This window comes from Psychroflexus sp. MES1-P1E (assembly GCF_002836055.1).
GTDB lineage: Bacteria > Bacteroidota > Bacteroidia > Flavobacteriales > Flavobacteriaceae > Psychroflexus.
Genome location: NZ_PJBS01000309.1, coordinates 26,995 through 44,714 on the forward strand (window position 1 = coordinate 26,995; position 17,720 = coordinate 44,714).

Annotated in this window: 20 protein-coding genes; 16 read left to right on the forward strand and 4 right to left on the reverse strand. The window is 35.3% G+C overall.

The window, feature by feature from the left end; all coding sequences use genetic code 11:
- The first annotated feature begins 57 nt into the window (after positions 1 to 57).
- Genes CXF67_RS11110 through CXF67_RS11120 form a run of 3 tightly spaced genes read left to right on the forward strand, consistent with a single transcriptional unit; the run spans position 58 to position 3,588 of the window.
- Positions 58 to 738 (forward strand): hypothetical protein, encoded by a 681-nt coding sequence (locus tag CXF67_RS11110; RefSeq protein ID WP_257984671.1) that lies wholly within the window; start codon positions 58 to 60, stop codon positions 736 to 738.
- Entirely contained in the window at positions 735 to 1,229 is a 495-nt protein-coding gene (locus tag CXF67_RS11115) for a DUF6702 family protein (protein WP_102088815.1), read from the forward strand. Before CXF67_RS11110 ends, CXF67_RS11115 begins: the two co-directional genes overlap by 4 nt.
- A gap of 31 nt (positions 1,230 to 1,260) precedes the next feature.
- Complete coding sequence (locus CXF67_RS11120) at positions 1,261 to 3,588, forward strand: M1 family metallopeptidase (protein WP_102088816.1); 2,328 nt, start codon at positions 1,261 to 1,263, stop codon at positions 3,586 to 3,588.
- Between the two features lie 49 nt (positions 3,589 to 3,637).
- Here CXF67_RS11120 and CXF67_RS11125 read toward each other — a convergent pair whose 3' ends face one another.
- The 4 genes from CXF67_RS11125 to CXF67_RS11140 are packed head-to-tail and all read right to left on the reverse strand — an operon-like array spanning position 3,638 to position 7,603.
- The gene (locus tag CXF67_RS11125; protein WP_102088817.1) at positions 3,638 to 4,507 is read right to left on the reverse strand and encodes a diacylglycerol/lipid kinase family protein; all 870 of its coding nucleotides are present in this window, start codon (positions 4,505 to 4,507) and stop codon (positions 3,638 to 3,640) included.
- A 2-nt stretch (positions 4,508 to 4,509) separates the two neighbouring features.
- Positions 4,510 to 5,439 carry a phosphatase domain-containing protein gene (locus CXF67_RS11130; protein WP_102088818.1) on the reverse strand — a complete coding sequence of 310 codons (930 nt, stop codon included), beginning with the start codon at positions 5,437 to 5,439 and terminating at the stop codon, positions 4,510 to 4,512.
- Position 5,440: 1 nt separating this feature from the next.
- The gene (locus CXF67_RS11135; RefSeq protein WP_102088819.1) at positions 5,441 to 6,775 is read right to left on the reverse strand and encodes an MFS transporter; all 1,335 of its coding nucleotides are present in this window, start codon (positions 6,773 to 6,775) and stop codon (positions 5,441 to 5,443) included.
- A 3-nt stretch (positions 6,776 to 6,778) separates the two neighbouring features.
- Positions 6,779 to 7,603, reverse strand: coding sequence for a M48 family metallopeptidase (locus CXF67_RS11140; RefSeq protein ID WP_102088820.1), 825 nt, complete (start codon positions 7,601 to 7,603; stop codon positions 6,779 to 6,781).
- 108 nt (positions 7,604 to 7,711) lie between these two features.
- Between CXF67_RS11140 and msrB (CXF67_RS11145) the strand changes: the two genes are divergently transcribed.
- The 13 genes from msrB (CXF67_RS11145) (at position 7,712) to CXF67_RS11205 (ending at position 17,716) form a co-directional block, all read left to right on the forward strand.
- Entirely contained in the window at positions 7,712 to 8,197 is a 486-nt protein-coding gene (msrB, locus tag CXF67_RS11145) for a peptide-methionine (R)-S-oxide reductase MsrB (RefSeq protein WP_102088854.1), read from the forward strand.
- A 1-nt stretch (position 8,198) separates the two neighbouring features.
- Complete coding sequence (gene msrB, locus CXF67_RS11150) at positions 8,199 to 8,591, forward strand: peptide-methionine (R)-S-oxide reductase MsrB (RefSeq protein WP_102088821.1); 393 nt, start codon at positions 8,199 to 8,201, stop codon at positions 8,589 to 8,591.
- Position 8,592: 1 nt separating this feature from the next.
- Positions 8,593 to 9,105 carry a hypothetical protein gene (locus tag CXF67_RS11155; protein WP_102088822.1) on the forward strand — a complete coding sequence of 171 codons (513 nt, stop codon included), beginning with the start codon at positions 8,593 to 8,595 and terminating at the stop codon, positions 9,103 to 9,105.
- A 140-nt stretch (positions 9,106 to 9,245) separates the two neighbouring features.
- A complete protein-coding gene (locus tag CXF67_RS11160) occupies positions 9,246 to 9,794 on the forward strand; it encodes a ClpP family protease (RefSeq protein ID WP_015023241.1) in 549 nt (182 codons plus the stop codon).
- A gap of 15 nt (positions 9,795 to 9,809) precedes the next feature.
- Positions 9,810 to 10,241, forward strand: coding sequence for a GNAT family N-acetyltransferase (locus CXF67_RS11165; RefSeq protein WP_102088823.1), 432 nt, complete (start codon positions 9,810 to 9,812; stop codon positions 10,239 to 10,241).
- A 1-nt stretch (position 10,242) separates the two neighbouring features.
- Positions 10,243 to 10,989, forward strand: a complete 747-nt coding sequence (locus tag CXF67_RS11170) for a M15 family metallopeptidase (protein ID WP_102088824.1) — start codon at positions 10,243 to 10,245, stop codon at positions 10,987 to 10,989.
- A gap of 53 nt (positions 10,990 to 11,042) precedes the next feature.
- The gene (gene gpmI / locus CXF67_RS11175; protein WP_102088825.1) at positions 11,043 to 12,563 is read left to right on the forward strand and encodes a 2,3-bisphosphoglycerate-independent phosphoglycerate mutase; all 1,521 of its coding nucleotides are present in this window, start codon (positions 11,043 to 11,045) and stop codon (positions 12,561 to 12,563) included.
- Positions 12,560 to 13,111, forward strand: a complete 552-nt coding sequence (locus CXF67_RS11180; RefSeq protein ID WP_102088826.1) for a TlpA family protein disulfide reductase — start codon at positions 12,560 to 12,562, stop codon at positions 13,109 to 13,111. The genes gpmI and CXF67_RS11180 overlap by 4 nt, the downstream gene beginning before the upstream one ends.
- Before the next feature lie 9 nt (positions 13,112 to 13,120).
- Positions 13,121 to 13,546: a BT0820 family HAD-type phosphatase gene (locus tag CXF67_RS11185; RefSeq protein ID WP_102088827.1), complete on the forward strand. Its 426-nt coding sequence runs from the start codon at positions 13,121 to 13,123 to the stop codon at positions 13,544 to 13,546.
- Positions 13,543 to 14,361 carry a type I methionyl aminopeptidase gene (map, locus tag CXF67_RS11190; RefSeq protein ID WP_102088828.1) on the forward strand — a complete coding sequence of 273 codons (819 nt, stop codon included), beginning with the start codon at positions 13,543 to 13,545 and terminating at the stop codon, positions 14,359 to 14,361. Before CXF67_RS11185 ends, map begins: the two co-directional genes overlap by 4 nt.
- A 152-nt stretch (positions 14,362 to 14,513) precedes the next feature.
- Complete coding sequence (locus CXF67_RS11195) at positions 14,514 to 15,413, forward strand: MerR family transcriptional regulator (protein WP_015023248.1); 900 nt, start codon at positions 14,514 to 14,516, stop codon at positions 15,411 to 15,413.
- 1 nt (position 15,414) lies between these two features.
- The gene (locus tag CXF67_RS11200) at positions 15,415 to 16,872 is read left to right on the forward strand and encodes a phytoene desaturase family protein (protein WP_102088829.1); all 1,458 of its coding nucleotides are present in this window, start codon (positions 15,415 to 15,417) and stop codon (positions 16,870 to 16,872) included.
- A gap of 4 nt (positions 16,873 to 16,876) precedes the next feature.
- On the forward strand, positions 16,877 to 17,716 hold the full coding sequence (locus CXF67_RS11205) for a phytoene/squalene synthase family protein (RefSeq protein WP_102088855.1): 840 nt from the start codon (positions 16,877 to 16,879) through the stop codon (positions 17,714 to 17,716).
- Positions 17,717 to 17,720 lie beyond the last annotated feature (4 nt).

Genomic DNA, 17,720 nt, shown 5'->3' on the forward strand with positions numbered 1-17,720 from the left:
ATCTACTTCTACCTCCTTTTAATCTTACCCGTACTTAGCTTTGGGCAAGAAAAATTTATGAAGGGTCAGATTTATGCAGATTCTTTGGACACTTATCAAATCAACATCATCAATATCACTCAAGAAATAGGGCAAGTGTCCACTAAGGATGGAAAATATAACATAAGAGCTAAAGTAGGCGATTCCATATTATTTACTTCTCTTCAACATAAAACCTACACCCTAAATATTGAAGATAACAATTTGAGAACTAGCACTTCTATTTTTCTAGAAATGCAAATCAACGAATTAGAAGAAGTCACTATCTTACAATATAACCTTACAGGTAACCTAAGCAAAGACATTAAACAAGTTGAGACTGACTTTATTGACCAGCGACAGTTTGGTTTTAGAGTTCCTCGAAAATTAGCTAAAGTAGAGCGAGAATTACGCGCTGCTCAAAGTAGCTCCTTAGATTTCCTCATCATGTCTCTCAATGGAGAAATGAAGAAAATAAAGCAACGTATAGAAATTGCAAATATTAAAACTGATAAAAATAGACTCTTAAGGAGTGTCTCCTCTGGTTTAATAACTACTGACTTGAATATTCCTAAAATCTATATAGAAGACTTTGCGTATTATTGTGCAGAGGATAAGCATACAGTTTCCATCATGGATAAAGGAGATCCATTAGCATTAATCGATGAGTTGAAGCTAAAAGCAATTTCTTATATTTCGCTCAAAAATTTAAAAAAATGAAAGTTTTATTGACTTTTTTTATTTGGCTTTCTATCTCAACAACTGCAGACGTCCATGAATTCTATCTTAGCGTCACCGATATAAATTATGTTGCTGAAAAACAAAGTCTACAGATCATTTCTAGAGTGTTTACAGATGATTTTGAAGATGTTCTCAATAAACGGTATCAAAAAGATTTTAAACTTATTCCCTCTTTAGAAGTCAAAGAAACTGAAGTCTATATCGAACGGTATATTAAAGATAAATTTTTTGTAGAGTCTGTGGGTAAAATTTTATCCCTGAAGTATTTAGGAAAGAAATATGAAGAGGACATGGTTTACTTATATATCGAAATTGAAAATATAGATGAGCTTAACTCAATAACTATTGAAAATTTAATTTTGACAGATTTGTTTGAGCAACAAAAAAATATGATTCATTTCAAATCTGGAGAGTTTAAAAAAAGTTTTATTTTAGAAAAAAAACTCTCAAAACGAACACTAACATTCTAACCTTAATTTAAGTATAATAACACAGTACATTATGAATAGAATTAAATATGCACCGTTCTTTTTGGCGGTTTTATCAATTACCTTTTCCGGCTTTTCTCAAGAAGAAAAAGTTGAAGAAAAGCAAGAAGGACATACCAACCAGAACAAGTTCAGACAACTCTACGATGAATTTGCAACGCCAAATGTCTATAGAACTGCATCTGGTGCTCCAGGTCATCAGTATTATCAAAATACTGCAGATTATGAGATGGACATTACCTTAGATGATGAGAATACTATGCTCTACGGAAAGGAGACCATTACTTATACCAACAATTCTCCTGATGCCTTAGAGTATTTATGGGTCATGCTAGACCAAAATATCAGAGCTAAAGGTAGCCCAGCCAAAGAGCGAAACAGCAGTGAATTTGCTCCTGTAACTCCTGCACCAAGCTTCGTGAACTCTCACATGAAAGCTGAATTTGATGGTGGGTTTAACATCAAAAAAGTTCATAAGGATGGCCAACCTCTACCTCATACCATCAATTACACAATGATGAGAGTAGAAATGCCAGAACCACTTCTGCCAGGTAAATCTTTTGAATTTTCAATAGAGTGGGATTATTTAATTAATAACCACACGATAAACAGTGGACGTTCTGGATATGAATATTTTGAAGAAGACGATAATAGAGCTTATGTTATTGCTCAATTTTTTCCAAGAATGGCCGTCTATAATGACAAAGAAGGATGGCAAAACTACCAATTTTGGGGAAGTGGAGAATTCGCCTTACCATTTGGTAATTATGAGGTGAATATAACTGTTCCAGAAGATCACATAGTGGATGGTACAGGAAAACTTCAGAATAGAAAAGAAGTATTTAGCAAAACAATGCTCGATCGATATGAACAAGCAAAAACCTCTTTCGACAAACCTGTGGTTATTGTAACAGAGGAAGAAGCCGTTGCTAACGAAAAAGTGAATGCCACTGAAACTAAAACTTGGGAGTTTAAAGCTGAAATGGTAAGAGACTTTGGTTTTGCTGCCTCAAGAAAATTTATTTGGGACATGATGGCTGTTAAGGTCGGCGATAGAGATGTTATGGCTGTTTCCCTCTATCCTAAGGAAGGTAATCCCTTATGGGAAGACTGGTCGACCCTTGCAGTAGCAAGTACATTAGAAACTTATAGCAGTTATACCTTTAATTATCCTTACCATAAAGCAATTTCTGTTCATGCAAAAAGCCAAGGGATGGAATATCCAATGATTTGTTGGAATTATGGGAGACCGGATGAAAACGGATTTATTTCAGATCGTACTAAATTTGGAATGGTTAGCGTTATTATTCATGAAATTGGACACAACTTTTTTCCTATGATCGTCAACAGTGACGAAAGGCAATGGGGATGGATGGATGAAGGTATTAACACCTTTATGCAGTATTTATCTGAACAAGAATTTGCAAAAACCTACCCTGCTATATTATCTGGAAACGAAGAAACCTACGAAAAATACCCATCTAGACGAGGTGAGCCTTCTAAAATGGTTAATTACATGAAAGGAAATCAAGAGTATATCTCTCCAATCATGACCAATCCAGAACAGGTGTACCAATTAGGAAATAATGCTTATGGGAAACCAGCGACAGCGCTTAATATTTTAAGAGAGACCGTTATGGGTCATGAGCTTTTCGATTATTCTTTCAAAACTTTTGCCCAACGTTGGATGTTTAAACACCCTACTCCAGAGGATTTTTTCAGAACAATGGAAGATGCCTCTGCCGTTGACTTAGATTGGTATTGGAGAGGATGGTTTTACACTACAGACTATGTAGATATTGGCATCAAGGATGTTAAAAACTACTTTATCTCAAGTAATCCTACCACTGAAGGTAAAGCTTTACTTAGTAGATATGGTATAGAGGATCCAGCAAAAGATCCAAGATCTAAAGACGCGGTTTATCTGTTGACTGAGGATAGTGAAGATTTTGAAGCAGCTATGAAAAATGGTAATCCTTTAGATCAAGCTCCAAAATTAAGAGAATACCTTATGGACAACTTCACTCAACAAGAGATTGATATGATGAAGCAGCCTAAGCATATTTATGAAGTGACTTTCAATAAACCAGGAGGTTTAGTGATGCCGATTATTGTAGAATTTCAATATGCCGATGGAACTTCAGAGGTTATCAAATATCCAGTACAAGTCTGGAGAAAAAACGATTCTGAAGTGAAAAAGGCTATCTTTTCTGAAAAGGAAATCGTAAAAATGATTGTTGACCCAAAGGCAGAAACTGCCGATGTAGATACGGCTAATAATGTGTGGCCGAGAGAGAATACAAGTAGCGAATTTGAATCCTTTAAAAAAGGAAAGGAATAAAAAAGAAGAAGTTAGGTTTAAAACGTCGATGAAAATTCATCGGCGTTTTTTATTTGATAAATTTCAAAGCTTTGGGTAAAATATCAATTTGAATATTATCGAATTGATCAATAATTTCACCATCAATTTGAAGCAAATTGGGCTTACGAAGTTTTATTTGCGCTGACTTAGCTTGAATGGTTTCAAAATTTTTAATTTCATAGTCCTCATCAAATTTCGAATAAGTGGCTTTAATAAGGTCTGAAAAGTCCACTGCTTTTACGATAACCAATTCGAACAAACCATCATTCATCTTACCTATAGTATTCAATGGAATGCCAGTCCCAAACTTTCTTCCATTGCAGATGGCTAGCATGACTCCTTTTCGTTCATAGGTATTTTCTTCAGTTTCAATTTCAAATTCAAAACCCTTTAGGTTTATAAATTCAGACCAAAAATGCTTAGCGTAGGTCAAGAGACCACGACTTTTATCTTTTTCATAATTCCCAACCAAATTTGCATTTGCACCAAGATCGCCAAGATGAAGCAGCAAATGCTTTTGATTCAATAGGAGCAAATCCACTTCAAAGTAGTTTTCTGAAGCTAGATAATTTTCCAAGAGCTGCTTAGGAGAGTCGATTAGGTCAAATTCTTCAGCCATTCCATTAGCTGAACCCATAGGTATATAGCCAATTAGAGAACCTTCCAGCTTAAAAACATCCAAAAACATATTTAAAGTTCCATCTCCTCCAACGACAATTACTTTATGAGGGCTTCTAGTCTTAATTAACTGCTCTACTTCCTTAAAATCATCTTTCCCAGTTGTTTTATAAACGTGACTGTCAAGTTTGTGCTCAGACATTATTTGACCAGCAAGTTTTAAAAAGCTAGACTTATTTTTATCCCCAGAGATAGGGTTAACGATTAATAAAACATCCATGTTTACAAATTGAGTAATTGCTTAAGGCTTTCGATTTCAAGATCTATATCATCCTCGTCTTGAAAGTAAGTACAAGGTATTCCTGTTTGCTTTAAAGCTTCCCATTTTTTGGTCTGAACCTCATCTATGGAAAAGCCGGTTTGTCTTATATAAACCTTTGAAATTTGAGGCCTAAATGCATGGACAACTTGAGTATAAATATCAATATCCTTTTGGGTATCATCTCCTATTAATATAAAATTCTTATCGGGTAAATTGGTAAGCAACTGATGTAGAAATTGAAGTTTATGATTTCCTTTTTTAGGCTTAAATAAAGATTTAAATTTTAGATAGGGGGTCAAAAATAAAGCACCATTTGGAATTTCATTGAATCTGAAAATTGAGGTAATCAATCCAAATAAGTTACTCTCACTTTTAGAAAGGTAGAAAATCCTGAGTTGGTTCTCATTAAGAAAATCTAAAAGAGAATTACTGAATAAGACTTTTTTTCTTCGCTTGGGTCTCTTAAAAAGAAGGGTATAGATTCGTTTAAGTACAGAGGCAGTGTGAGAATGTATCACGGTATCATCAATATCAGAAACCACCTCGATGGGTGTTTCTAAATTTTTAAAATACACAGGATGAAACTGCTGAATAGCTAGCTCATTATGGGTGTGGTCGTATAGTCTAAAATCATTCAAATTTTTGACAGGAAGTATTTCAAAAAAATAGCCTCGCTTTGAGGTCATAATATCAAAGGATTTCGACTCCATTTCAAGAGTGATGAGTTTGGTTTTGTAAGGCTTTTTTTGATATGATGTTATGACATTCCAAAAATTCCTCAAAATGGATTTAGGCTGTTTATCAATAGAAGTTTTATGCTTTAAGACGGTACCTGTTATAAGCAAGTTGTCTTTCATTTCAACAATAGTAAGGTGCCAGATAAATGCCATCTTATGCCTTTTTAGTTTGAGCTTTTAATCTAAAAAGAAGAAAAATCCCTCCTATAAAAAACAAAATCAAAAAAAGTATAGCATTTCTTATACTTCCTGTAATTTGAGCTATAAACCCGTACAAAAACATTCCTATCACTATGCCTACTTTTTCGGTCACTTCATAAAAACTAAAAAAGGAAGCGGTATCTTTTTCATCATCTGGGATATACTTCGAGAAAGTAGATCTTGATAAAGACTGAATGGCCCCCATCACCAAGCCAACAAAAAAGGCAGTAATGTAAAACTGCATGGGCTGAGTAATAAAGAACGCATAGACACAAATCCCTATCCAAATGGTATTAATCCAAATTAGTAGGTTGATGTTACCGTAGGATTCAGCAAGCCGAGAGGCAGCGTTAGCACCAACTATAGCAACTAACTGGATTAGAAGTATACTCACAATGAGACCGGTGGTAGATTCTCCTTTAGGCCATTGGATTTCTCCAACGCCAAAATAGGTGGCGATCAACATTATAGTTTGCACGGCCGTACTGTAAACAAAGAAGGCCTTTAAGTAAGATCCAACCGCGTAAGAAGTCTTGATTTTAGTGTACGTGGTTTTTAATTCTCGGAAGCCATTCAGCAGTAAATCTTTTGTTTTGATCTTCCCCTTACGATTGCCTTTTGGTAAAAACGCATAGGTATATTGACTGAAAGCAATCCACCAAACACCTGTCAAAATAAATGAAATTCGGGTAGGAAGCGATTCGCTTACAAATCCGAAGCTACTATGAAATAAAATTAAAATTAAGCAGCAAACCAGAAGGACAACGCTACCCATATACCCAAGGGTATAGCCTTTTGCTGAAGCTTTATCTTGCTGGTCCTTAAAAGCGATATCAGGCAAGTAAGAATTGTAAAACACTATGCTTCCCCAAAATCCTATAAGTCCAAAAAAATAACATAAAAGCCCAAACCATAAGTTTTCTAGAGAAAACCAAAATAATCCTATACAAGAAGTAGCTCCTAGGTAATTGAAGAATTTCATGAAGTTTTTCTTATTCCCCATATAATCTGAAATCCCCCCCAGAAGTGGGCTCATAATAGAGATCACAACGAAGGCTAAAGCTGTTACATAACTTATCAGGACATCATTATTAAAATCGAAACCGAGAAATGTAACGGTATCGGTAATCACAAGACCTTCATCATCTTTTAGAATAGTAAGCGCCCCATAATAAATTGGAAAAATAGCTGAGCTAACCACAAGAGGGTAAACTGAATTTGCCCAATCATAAAACGCCCAAGCGTTAATTAGTTTCTTATGTCCTTTAGGAAATGTTTTCTGTTCCAAAATTTAGTTTTGAAATGAAGTCACACCAAACTTTGCTGCTTCTGCTTTAGCTTCAGCAGACCAATTTTGAAGATTGTTGATTCGTTCATCGTTAGACGGGTGCGTGCTCAAAAATTGAGGTGGTCCCGCTCCTCCCGAAGATTCTTTCATTCGTTTCCATAGTTTTGCTGCTTCATCTGGGTTATAACCAGCAATAGCCATCAATTTTATCCCAATCTTATCGGCTTCGGTTTCGTGATTTCTACTGAAAGGTAGCATGACCCCAATTTGAGAACCGATACCATATGCAGTAGTAAACAACTCCTGGGTTTGCTGATCTTGATTACCTAGGGCGATTGTTCCAACAGCACCTACAGTTTGTTGAATTTGACCAGCACTCATACGCTGTTGACCATGATTGGCTAAAGCGTGAGCCACTTCATGCCCCATAATAGCCGCAACTCCAGCTTCATTTTCAGCAATTGGTAAAATTCCTGTATAAAAAGCGACTTTACCTCCAGGCATAGCCCATGCATTCACTTGGTCATCGTCTATAAGGTTAAATTCCCATTTGTAATCATCTGTATAGTTTGGATATCCATTTTCTATTAACCAACGCTCAGAGGCATTGGCTATTTTTAATCCTACACGTTGGATCATTTGAGCTTGATCTCCTTCTTTTATGACTTTACTTTCCTCCAAAACTTGATTGTATTGCTGGAAAGACATTGGTATAATTTGCGAATTAGGAACCAATGCTAACGTACTTTTACCCGTAAATGGATTTTGACCACAACCAAAAATAAATAGGATCAATAAAAAGCTGGTACAGAATTTGAACTTAGACATAGTATTAATTTTTATCAAAACTAATCATAAAATTGAATTTCTAATGTGATTGATTTGTGAAAGTTGATGGATGTTGTCTTAGAATTTCTAATTTTAAAAAAAAATATGATGAAAAATTTATGGATTATAGCAGTGTTATTTGGTTTGATCTCCTGTAAGTCTGAAGCTCAGCAAGAAGAACAAAAAACCAGAGATTATAAAGTCCAAAAAACGGAAAGTGAATGGAAAGCTGAACTTACCCAAGAAGAATTTAATATCCTAAGAAAGGCGGGGACAGAAAGACCTTTTTCTAGCCCACTTGATGACGTAAAGGAATCGGGAACTTTTGTTTGTGCTGCTTGTGGAAACAAACTTTACGAGACTAAATACAAATTTGACAGTGGAACAGGTTGGCCGAGTTTTGACCGAGCTTTTGATGGCAGTTTAGCGATGAGCTCAGACAGGAATTTAGGCTATGAACGATCTGAGTTACTCTGCGGAGATTGCGGAGGACACCTTGGACATCTTTTTGATGATGGTCCAAGAGAAACTACCGGCAAAAGACACTGTATAAACGGTGTTGCATTAAAATTTATTCCTAAACAAAAAAAATAATATGGCAAACTCAAATCAGATATCAGAAGAACAATGGAAAGAAAAACTCTCTGAAAAAGAATTCCATGTCTTAAGAGAAAAAGGGACAGAACCTCCTCACTCTGGTAAGTATAATACTCACTTTGAAGGTGGTAAGTACAAGTGCAGAGGTTGTGGTGAGTTACTTTTTGATAGCCAGTCCAAATTCGAGAGTAATTGTGGATGGCCGAGCTTCGACAGTTCTGTAGAAGGGTCTATAGAATATATAAAAGATAGCAAATTTGGGATGCAACGCATTGAAATTTTATGTTCCAATTGCGGCGGCCACATTGGTCACATTTTTGATGATGGCCCCACAGAAACCGGAAAACGCTATTGTGTAAATTCACTAAGTATTGACTTTAAAAACAAATAAGATGAAGAAAATTAGCTATTTAGTGATCGTGTTATTGAGCCTTATTGCCTGTGAAGGGGATAGAGGGCCCCAAGGTCTTGATGGAGGTGTTCTTTTAGGTAACGTTTATGAGATTAACAGAGACCTTCTACCTCAAAATAATTACTCTACCGTTTTTGAATTCCCCTTAGATATAGAAGTTTTTGAAAGTGATGTCGTTCTTGTTTATCTTCTCGAGGAGGTGATTAATGATGAAGGAGCAGGTCCTGCGAGTGTCTGGACGCCTCTTCCTCAAAGCTTCTTCTTCGATGATGGTAATCAGGTGGTTTATACCTATAATCATACTTACTTTGATGCTAAGATTTTTTTAGATGGTAATGTAAATTTAGATACAGTACCAGATGAGTATGTTTTTAATAAGACATTTAGGATAGCTATTATCCCTGCAGAATATGCAGAAAACAATCCTAATTTAAATAGTTATGAGTCTGTTATGCAAAGCATGCCCGATGGTAAAATCATTAAAATAGACTAGTTTTCAATTCAAAATTCATAGAGGCCTTTGTAGCACGAGGTCTTTTTTGTTTTTGTAGTCACCAACTTAAGTTAATACTCTTCAAATAAAGCAGTCCCTTTTAAAATATAATTTTAATTTTACGCTTCAAATAAAAAATTATGAGTGATAAATCAGGAAAAGTTCAAGACCTTATAGATAAAAAGTTTTTAGAAGAACGCAAAGTGTTTTTGAATGGCCAAGTTGACGGCAAAAGTGCCAAGCATATTATTGATAGATTGATGTACCTTGATATGGAAAGCAATGATGAAATCCAATTTTACATTAACAGCCCAGGTGGATATGTAACTGATGGATTTGCTATCTACGATACCATGAAAGGATTAAAAAGTCCAGTTTCTACAATTTGTTGTGGTTTAGCGGCTTCTATGGGTTCTATTTTAATGTCTGGTGGTGAAAAAGGCAAGCGTTTTATACAGCCTCATGCCAAAATAATGATTCATCAACCCATGGGTGGTGCTCAAGGCCAGGCTTCTAATATTGAAATCCAAGCCAAAGAAATTTTAAAAATAAAGGAGCTAAGTGCAAAGATTCTTGCTGACAACTGTGGGCAGGACTTAGACAAAGTAATGAAAGATTTCAAGAGAGACCACTGGATGGACGCTCAGGAATCTTCAGACTACGGGATTGTTGATGGTATATTGTCGTAACTTTTGAAGTTATCTATGCGATATATCTCTGCTGAAAAGACCTTAGAATTAAGACAAAAGGTTTTAAGACTCGGTAAACCTCAAAGCTCTTGTATTTGGAAAGGAGATAATCTAAAAAGCACCATGCATATTGGTGCTTTTGTAGATTCCAAGTGTATAGGAATCCTCAGTCTATTTGAAGCGAATACCGATGAATTGTCCGAGACCAAACACTACCAATTGAGAGGAATGGCAGTCGATTTAGAGTACAGAGGTAAGGGTATTGGAAAGCAACTAGTAAATTTTTCTGAACACGAACTTAAAGCTCTAGGGATTCCAGTTTTATGGTGTAATGCCAGAATTTCCGCTGAGGAGTTTTACTCAAAACTCAGCTTTAAAATTATCTCTAAGGAATTCATTGTTCCAGATGTTGGACCTCATTACAAAATGTCAAAAAGTTTGATCTAAAATGAACCGAAAAAGATTCCTGTATAGCTCTATCTTGGCTGGAATTGGACTTCAATTTCCTTTCCAAACTTTTTTTAAAACGTCTATCAATTTACAAAACATAAGCATTGAGCAAGTTCTAGGGTTAAATACCTCTCATCTTGAACCCTCTCCTATTTTATTGGAAAAAGAAACCTATAAATCCTTTTCGAAAATGCGATCTGCAGCTCTTAAAGATAATATCCATCTTCAGATTGTATCCGGTTATAGAAGCTTTTCACAACAGAAACAAATTTGGGAGAATAAATATAATCAGCTTAGTAAGACCCACTCCAGTTCTGAAGCCATTTTAGAAATTATGACCTACTCCTCCATTCCAGGAACTTCTCGACACCATTGGGGTACGGATATTGATATAATTGACCAATCTGTTCAACTTCCTGAAGAAGATATTCTCTTGGAAAAACACTACCACGGGACCGGAGTATTTTCAAATTTAAAGATATGGATGGAGCGCTATGGAAGTGATTTTGGATTTGAGCTTGTTTATACCGATGATACTACTAGAAAAGGGTTTTTATATGAACCTTGGCATTACTCCTTCTCCCCGTCATCCAAGAATTTTCTTAGCCTCCAAATGAAAGAAAGCTTTCAGAAATCTTGGGAAAAATTGAATTTTGATGGAAAATCGAAGATGACTCCTGAATTTATAGCCTCTTACTTTAAAAATTATGCTTTAGGAATCAATACTATTTTAATGCCATCTTAAACTCTCCTTACTATCTATCAATAATTACTATTTTAGCAAAAAATAAGATCAAAATGGGTAAAAAAGTCATATTAACAATATTAGACGGCTGGGGCATTTCTCCATCTAAAGAAATATCTGCTGTAGATAAAGCTAATACCCCCTTTATGGATAGCTTATATAAGAAGTATCCACATGCTACTTTGAGAACAGATGGGCTGCACGTAGGTTTACCTGAAGGACAAATGGGAAATTCTGAAGTGGGACATATGAATCTTGGAGCTGGGCGTGTCGTTTATCAAGACTTGGCAAAAATCAATATGGCTGTAAAAAATGATACACTTAAAAATGAGCCTGCGCTTGAACAAGCTTTTGATTATGCCAAAAAAAATGATAAAGCCGTTCATTTTTTAGGTCTTGTGAGTGATGGAGGTGTTCATTCACATACCGATCATTTAAGAGGTTTGGTCTCTGCGGCTGAGGAGTTTGGTATTTCTAAAAAATATGTGCATGCCTTTACAGATGGAAGAGATGTCGATCCACATTCTGGAAAAGGATTTTTAGAAAGTTTGCTTCCACATTTTAAAAAAACGAACACTCAATTAGCCTCTGTCATTGGAAGATACTATGCGATGGATAGGGATAAGCGATGGGAAAGAGTCGAAAAGGCTTATGACTTAATTGTTAAGGGGGAGGCTGAAACCTTTACTGAAAATCCTTTAGAAGCACTTCAGAAAAGTTATAATGACGGAGTTTCAGATGAATTCATAAAACCTATTTCTATTACCAAAAATGATAAACCTGTTGCAAAAATAAAAGAAGGGGATGTTGTGATCTTTTTCAACTTCAGGACAGATCGTGGACGCCAATTGACTCAAGCCTTAAGTCAGGAAGATTTTAAAAACTATGACATGAAGTCCATTCCCTTGTACTTCGTCACAATGACAAAATACGACGATACCTTTAAAAATATAAACGTTGTTTTCAAAAAAGACAACATCAAAGCCACTTTAGGAGAAGTTTTAGAGCATACTGGAAAATCTCAAATAAGAGCTGCAGAAACTGAAAAGTATCCCCATGTTACCTTTTTCTTTTCCGGAGGCAGAGAAAAACCCTTTAGAGATGAAAAACGCATTATGGTCAATTCTCCAAAAGTAGCTACTTATGACTTACAACCCGAGATGAGTGCCTACCAATTAAAAGATAAGATCGTCAAAGAAATATCTGAAAAAAGCGCAGATTTTATATGTTTAAATTTTGCTAATCCAGACATGGTCGGTCACACAGGAGATTTTGCTGCTGCTGTAAAAGCCTGTGAAACGGTTGACGAATGTCTAAAAGACGTGGTTACTGCTGCAAAAATAGAAGACTACTCAGTCATTGTTATCGCCGATCATGGTAATAGTGAAACTATGATGAATCCAGATGGATCACCAAATACAGCACATACCACCAATCCTGTTCCTTTCATCTTAGTTGATGATGATATAACCTCCATCAAAGACGGTATATTAGGAGATATTGCTCCTACAATTCTTGACCTTATGGATATTGAAAAACCAGAATTAATGACTCAAAATTCATTGCTATCATGAAAAATATCAAATATATATTACGTGTCATCATTTTAGGATTCATCTTCTCTAGTTTTATGTCACCTGAATCGAAACAAGACCTTCAAAATTATGAACTAATGTTAGGTGAATTTAATTTAGAGGAGTTAAAGGCAACCAAAAACAAAGAATGGTTCACTCTGTCCTATGAAAAATATTCCCCGAATCCTGAAGCTTTAAAAAAACTTACTTCCGAAATGAAAAAAGAAAACTTTCATATAGAGGTTTATGTGGGTACGTGGTGCCCCGACAGTCAAAGAGAGTTTCCCCAATTGATCAAACTTTTAGATCAGGTTAATTTTGATATGGATAACTTGAAATTAGTAGGCGTTGATAGAGACAAAGTAGTTCCCAACCTTTCAGAAGCAGAGCGAAAAAGTTTAAATATCATGAATGTCCCAACAATTATTGTTCTTGACGAGAATGGTAAAGAACTAAACAGATATGTTGAATTTGCTCAAGAATCACTAGAGGAAGACCTGCTGAAAATTTTGTCTAAACAAAGTTACAAACACGTCTATGACTTTTAATTGAGTTTTATGATTTCATCCAAACAACCAGTCCTAGCTATCGATTTTGATGGCACCATAGTAGATGATAAATACCCTGCTATAGGTAAGCCTAAGCTTTTCGCTTTTGAAACCCTGAAAAGGCTTCAGGAAAAAGGCTTTACACTTATTTTATGGACCTATAGAAGTGGAAGGAGCCTTCAGGAAGCCGTGGAGTTTTGCAGACAAGAGGGCATTGAATTTTATGCAGTTAATAAAAGTTATACTGAAGAAGATTATTCTGAAGACATTAGCCGAAAAATAAACGCAGATGTTTTTATAGACGATAGAAATGTCGGTGGATTTATAGGATGGGGAGCAATATATAGGGAGTTATTAGGCGAAGATGAAGAGTTAAGACAATTAAAATCTAAGAAGAAATATTTTTTTGAATCTATTTTTAAAAGAGATAAATGATTATAATAAAGACAAAAGAGGAGATAAAGCTTATGCACGAAAGTGCACAAATCGTGTCAAAAACCTTAGGAATGCTTGCAAAAGAGGTGAAACCTGGTGTTACGACCCTTCACTTAGATAATCTTGCAGAAGAATTTATAAGGGATCATGGAGCAATTCCTGGTTTTTTAGGCATGTATGACTTTCCAAATACACTTTGCATGAGCCCAAATGCTCAAGTCGTGCACGGTATCCCTAATACTAAACCTTTAAACGAAGGAGATATTATTTCTATTGATTGCGGTGCTCTGAAAAATGAATATTATGGTGATCATGCCTATACTTTTGAAGTTGGTGATGTTTCTGAAGACATAAAAAAATTAATCCGAGTTACTAAAGAATCCCTTTATAAAGGAATAGAACAGTTTGTAAGTGGAAATCGCGTGGGAGATGTAGGCTATGCCATCCAAAAACACACTGAAAAGAATGGCTATGGAGTCGTTAGGGAGTTGGTTGGTCATGGCTTAGGAAAAACAATGCATGAAGATCCTCAAATGCCTAACTATGGTAAAAGAGGCAGAGGTAAGAAGTTTCTAGAAGGAATGACAGTCGCTATTGAACCCATGATCAATATGGGAACCAAAAGTATAAAACAATTACCAGACGGCTGGACAATACTAACTGAAGATGGTTTACCTAGTATTCATTTCGAACATGATGTGGCTTTAGTTGATGGTATACCTAGATTACTTTCTACATTTGATTATGTTCATGAAGCTTTAGGAATAAAAACGAATGAAGAAGATCCTTTCCGACTAGACCTAGCCCAGCTGTAGGTTTTAAGCCTTAGGCTAGACAAATCATAAATAAATTTGAAGCTCTGAGAGAGCTAAAATTAAGTTTTTTGAAAAATTGTTTAACTTTTAACTTGAAATTTTAAACAAAGTACATCAATATTTAATATTTTTGGATATTGTTATACAAAACCATGGGAAACATTAAACAAAATTTCAGCATTAAAGATTTAGAATCGTTGAGCGGTATCAAAGCTCACACCATACGGATGTGGGAGAAAAGATACGGAGTTTTAGAGCCTGAACGCACAGAAACCAATATCAGAAATTATGGAGTCACTGGACTTCAAAAGATTTTGAATATTGCGTTTTTAAATGAAAATGGGTATAAAATTTCGAGAATCTCAAAACTTGACGATGAAGAAATTTCTGATCTTGTTCAAAGTATTACGACCAGTAAAAGTAATTACAGTCGAGCATTAAAGTCAATGAAGGTGGCAATGATGAATTTTGATCAGCCTTTATTTTTAAGAACGTATGAGAATTTACTCATCAATAAAACATTTTCTGAAATTTATGAAGATGTTTTTATCCCTTTAATGATTGAGACTGGAACGCTTTGGCAGGCGGGTACGATTACCCCTGCTCATGAGCAATTTATATCTAATCTTATAAAACAAAAGCTCTTTATCAATATTGAAAAACTTCAAAAGGAAAATGCTTCAAAAACAGATAAAGTTTTTGTCCTTTTCTTACCCGATGAAGAAATTCACGATATTGGTTTATACTATACAAACTATGAGATTTTATCACATGGTTACAAAGTCATATTTTTAGGTCAGAGTTTACCTATGCAAGATTTAACGTATCTTTCAACTCTCTATCAAAATACTATTTTTGTGAGTTACCTTACTGTAAAGCCAGACCATATTGAACAATATTTAATAGATTTTAAAGAGCATATCTGTCCTGATGGTCGTTGTGAATACTGGCTATTAGGTCGTAAATCTATTGAACTTATAGAAAATAATACTAAACTACCAGAAGGCATTAGAGCCTTTAGAGATATCTCAGAACTGACACTAAACTTATAATATGAGTAAATCAATTGCAGTCATTGGGTCTGGCTTCTCATCACTAGCTGCCGCTTGCTATTTAGCAAAAAACGGAAACAAAGTTCATCTTTTTGAAAAAAATGATAGCTTAGGTGGCAGAGCCCGTCGTTTTAAGGAACAAGGCTTCACTTTTGATATGGGCCCCTCATGGTATTGGATGCCTGATGTTTTTGAAAGATTCTTTGCAGATTTTGATAAAAAACCTTCAGATTATTACAGACTAGATAAACTTGACCCAGGTTATCAAGTCATTTTTGAAGGTGGAGAAACTATCGAAATTGGTGATAGTTTAGATAAAATATATAAAATCTTTGATCAAGAAGAGAAAAATGGAGCCAAAAAGCTCAAAAAGTTTTTAGACCATGCTCGTAAAAATTATGACATTGCTATTAAAGATCTAGTATACAAGCCAGGAGTTTCTCCCCTTGAATTGGTTACCCTTAAAACGGTTACTAAACTTGGAGAATTTTTTAGCACCGTTGATAAGGATGTAGAAAAGGAGTTTAAAAATGAGAAACTAAAGCAAATTCTGAAATTTCCGGTATTATTCTTAGGAGCTAAGCCAAGTGAAACCCCTTCCTTTTATAACTTTATGAATTATGCAGATTTTGGCTTAGGCACATGGCATCCGAAAGGAGGATTCCATGAAGTTGTCGCTGCCATTGCAGATTTGGCAAAATCTCTGGGAGTGGAACTTCATACCAATGCTAACATCGAAAAGATAAATGTTGAGAATCACACAGCCAAAAGCTTGAAGGTCAATGGTGAAACTAAAGCCTTCGATGTCATTTTATCTGGAGCAGATTATCATCACACAGAAACGTTGTTGGACGAAAAAGACCGTCAGTACTCAGAATCTTACTGGGAGAAAAAAGTCTTTGCGCCTTCTTCTTTGCTGTTTTATTTAGGTTTCGATAAAAAATTAGAAAACGTCAAGCATCATAATTTGTTTTTTGATGTGGATTTCGAAGCTCATGCTCAAGATATTTACACCACACCCCAATGGCCAGAAGATCCATTGTTCTACGCTAATTTTACATCCATAACAGATCCTGGAACAGCACCCGAAGGTCATGAAAATGGTTTCTTTTTAATTCCCATTGCGCCAGGGATTGAAGATACTGAGGAATTGAGAGAGGACTATTTTGACAAAATTATGACAAGGTTTGAAACACTAACAAACCAAAGTGTTAGAAAAAATATTATATTTAAAAAATCCTATTGTGTAAACGATTTTGTCGAAGATTACAACTCGTACAAAGGTAATGCTTATGGAATGGCTAATACTTTATTGCAAACAGCTTTTTTGAGACCGAAATTGAAAAGCAAGAAAGTAAAAAATTTATTTTTTACAGGACAACTTACCGTCCCTGGACCTGGTGTTCCACCCGCATTAATTTCGGGTAAATTGGTGTCCGAATTAATTGAGAAAAATTAAAGGAATGAAATCATTGTTCGACACTGTATCGAAAGAATGTAGCAAGGTGGTCACCCATTCTTATAGCACTTCTTTTTCTATTGCCACTAAACTCCTAGCTCCTTCCATCAGGCAAGATATTTACAACATTTATGGATTTGTAAGATTTGCAGATGAGATAGTAGATACTTTTCATGACTATGATAAGGCTATTTTGTTTAAAAAGTTTCAGGGAGATATGTACGATGCTATAGAGCATAAAATAAGTCTAAATCCAATATTAAACAGCTTTCAAGAAACCGTTCATAACTATAATATAGACGCTCATCTCTACGAATCTTTTATGGATAGTATGGAAAAAGATTTACACAAATCCAATTATCTTACCCAAGAAGAATATAAAGCCTACATCTATGGAAGTGCCGATGTAGTTGGATTGATGTGTTTAAAAGTATTTGTAAAAGGCGATCTTGAAATGTATGAAAACCTCAAAGAGGATGCGATGAGATTGGGTTCTGCCTTTCAAAAAGTGAATTTTCTAAGAGATCTAAAAGCAGATTGTGAAGATTTAGAAAGATCTTATTTCCCTGAGGCGGACTTAACCCGTCTGGATGAAAGCACTAAAGCTTCTATCATTTCAGAAATAGATGCAGATTTTCAAGCTGGCTTAAGAGGGATTTCAATGTTACCTGTAGAGGCTAAACTTGGGGTTTACACCGCTTATATTTATTATTCAAAATTACTGCAGAAATTAAAAAATACACCTTCGCTTGAAATCAAAAACAGGCGGATAAGAGTACCTAACTACCAAAAAGCGAGTTTACTAGCAAAATCTTACATTTCATGTAGGTTTAATTTAGTTTGAGATT

What these genes read in the sequence shown, in the direction of transcription:
- CXF67_RS11110 (WP_257984671.1), top strand. Translation starts at nt 58, where the DNA reads ATGAAGGGTCAGATTTATGCAGATTCTTTGGACACTTATCAAATCAAC.
- CXF67_RS11115 (WP_102088815.1), top strand. Translation starts at nt 735, where the DNA reads ATGAAAGTTTTATTGACTTTTTTTATTTGGCTTTCTATCTCAACAACT.
- CXF67_RS11120 (WP_102088816.1), top strand. Translation starts at nt 1,261, where the DNA reads ATGAATAGAATTAAATATGCACCGTTCTTTTTGGCGGTTTTATCAATT.
- CXF67_RS11125 (WP_102088817.1), bottom strand. Translation starts at nt 4,507, where the DNA reads ATGGATGTTTTATTAATCGTTAACCCTATCTCTGGGGATAAAAATAAG.
- CXF67_RS11130 (WP_102088818.1), bottom strand. Translation starts at nt 5,439, where the DNA reads ATGGCATTTATCTGGCACCTTACTATTGTTGAAATGAAAGACAACTTG.
- CXF67_RS11140 (WP_102088820.1), bottom strand. Translation starts at nt 7,603, where the DNA reads ATGTCTAAGTTCAAATTCTGTACCAGCTTTTTATTGATCCTATTTATT.
- msrB (WP_102088854.1), top strand. Translation starts at nt 7,712, where the DNA reads ATGAAAAATTTATGGATTATAGCAGTGTTATTTGGTTTGATCTCCTGT.
- msrB (WP_102088821.1), top strand. Translation starts at nt 8,199, where the DNA reads ATGGCAAACTCAAATCAGATATCAGAAGAACAATGGAAAGAAAAACTC.
- CXF67_RS11155 (WP_102088822.1), top strand. Translation starts at nt 8,593, where the DNA reads ATGAAGAAAATTAGCTATTTAGTGATCGTGTTATTGAGCCTTATTGCC.
- CXF67_RS11160 (WP_015023241.1), top strand. Translation starts at nt 9,246, where the DNA reads ATGAGTGATAAATCAGGAAAAGTTCAAGACCTTATAGATAAAAAGTTT.
- CXF67_RS11165 (WP_102088823.1), top strand. Translation starts at nt 9,810, where the DNA reads ATGCGATATATCTCTGCTGAAAAGACCTTAGAATTAAGACAAAAGGTT.
- CXF67_RS11170 (WP_102088824.1), top strand. Translation starts at nt 10,243, where the DNA reads ATGAACCGAAAAAGATTCCTGTATAGCTCTATCTTGGCTGGAATTGGA.
- gpmI (WP_102088825.1), top strand. Translation starts at nt 11,043, where the DNA reads ATGGGTAAAAAAGTCATATTAACAATATTAGACGGCTGGGGCATTTCT.
- CXF67_RS11180 (WP_102088826.1), top strand. Translation starts at nt 12,560, where the DNA reads ATGAAAAATATCAAATATATATTACGTGTCATCATTTTAGGATTCATC.
- CXF67_RS11185 (WP_102088827.1), top strand. Translation starts at nt 13,121, where the DNA reads ATGATTTCATCCAAACAACCAGTCCTAGCTATCGATTTTGATGGCACC.
- map (WP_102088828.1), top strand. Translation starts at nt 13,543, where the DNA reads ATGATTATAATAAAGACAAAAGAGGAGATAAAGCTTATGCACGAAAGT.
- CXF67_RS11195 (WP_015023248.1), top strand. Translation starts at nt 14,514, where the DNA reads ATGGGAAACATTAAACAAAATTTCAGCATTAAAGATTTAGAATCGTTG.
- CXF67_RS11200 (WP_102088829.1), top strand. Translation starts at nt 15,415, where the DNA reads ATGAGTAAATCAATTGCAGTCATTGGGTCTGGCTTCTCATCACTAGCT.
- CXF67_RS11205 (WP_102088855.1), top strand. Translation starts at nt 16,877, where the DNA reads ATGAAATCATTGTTCGACACTGTATCGAAAGAATGTAGCAAGGTGGTC.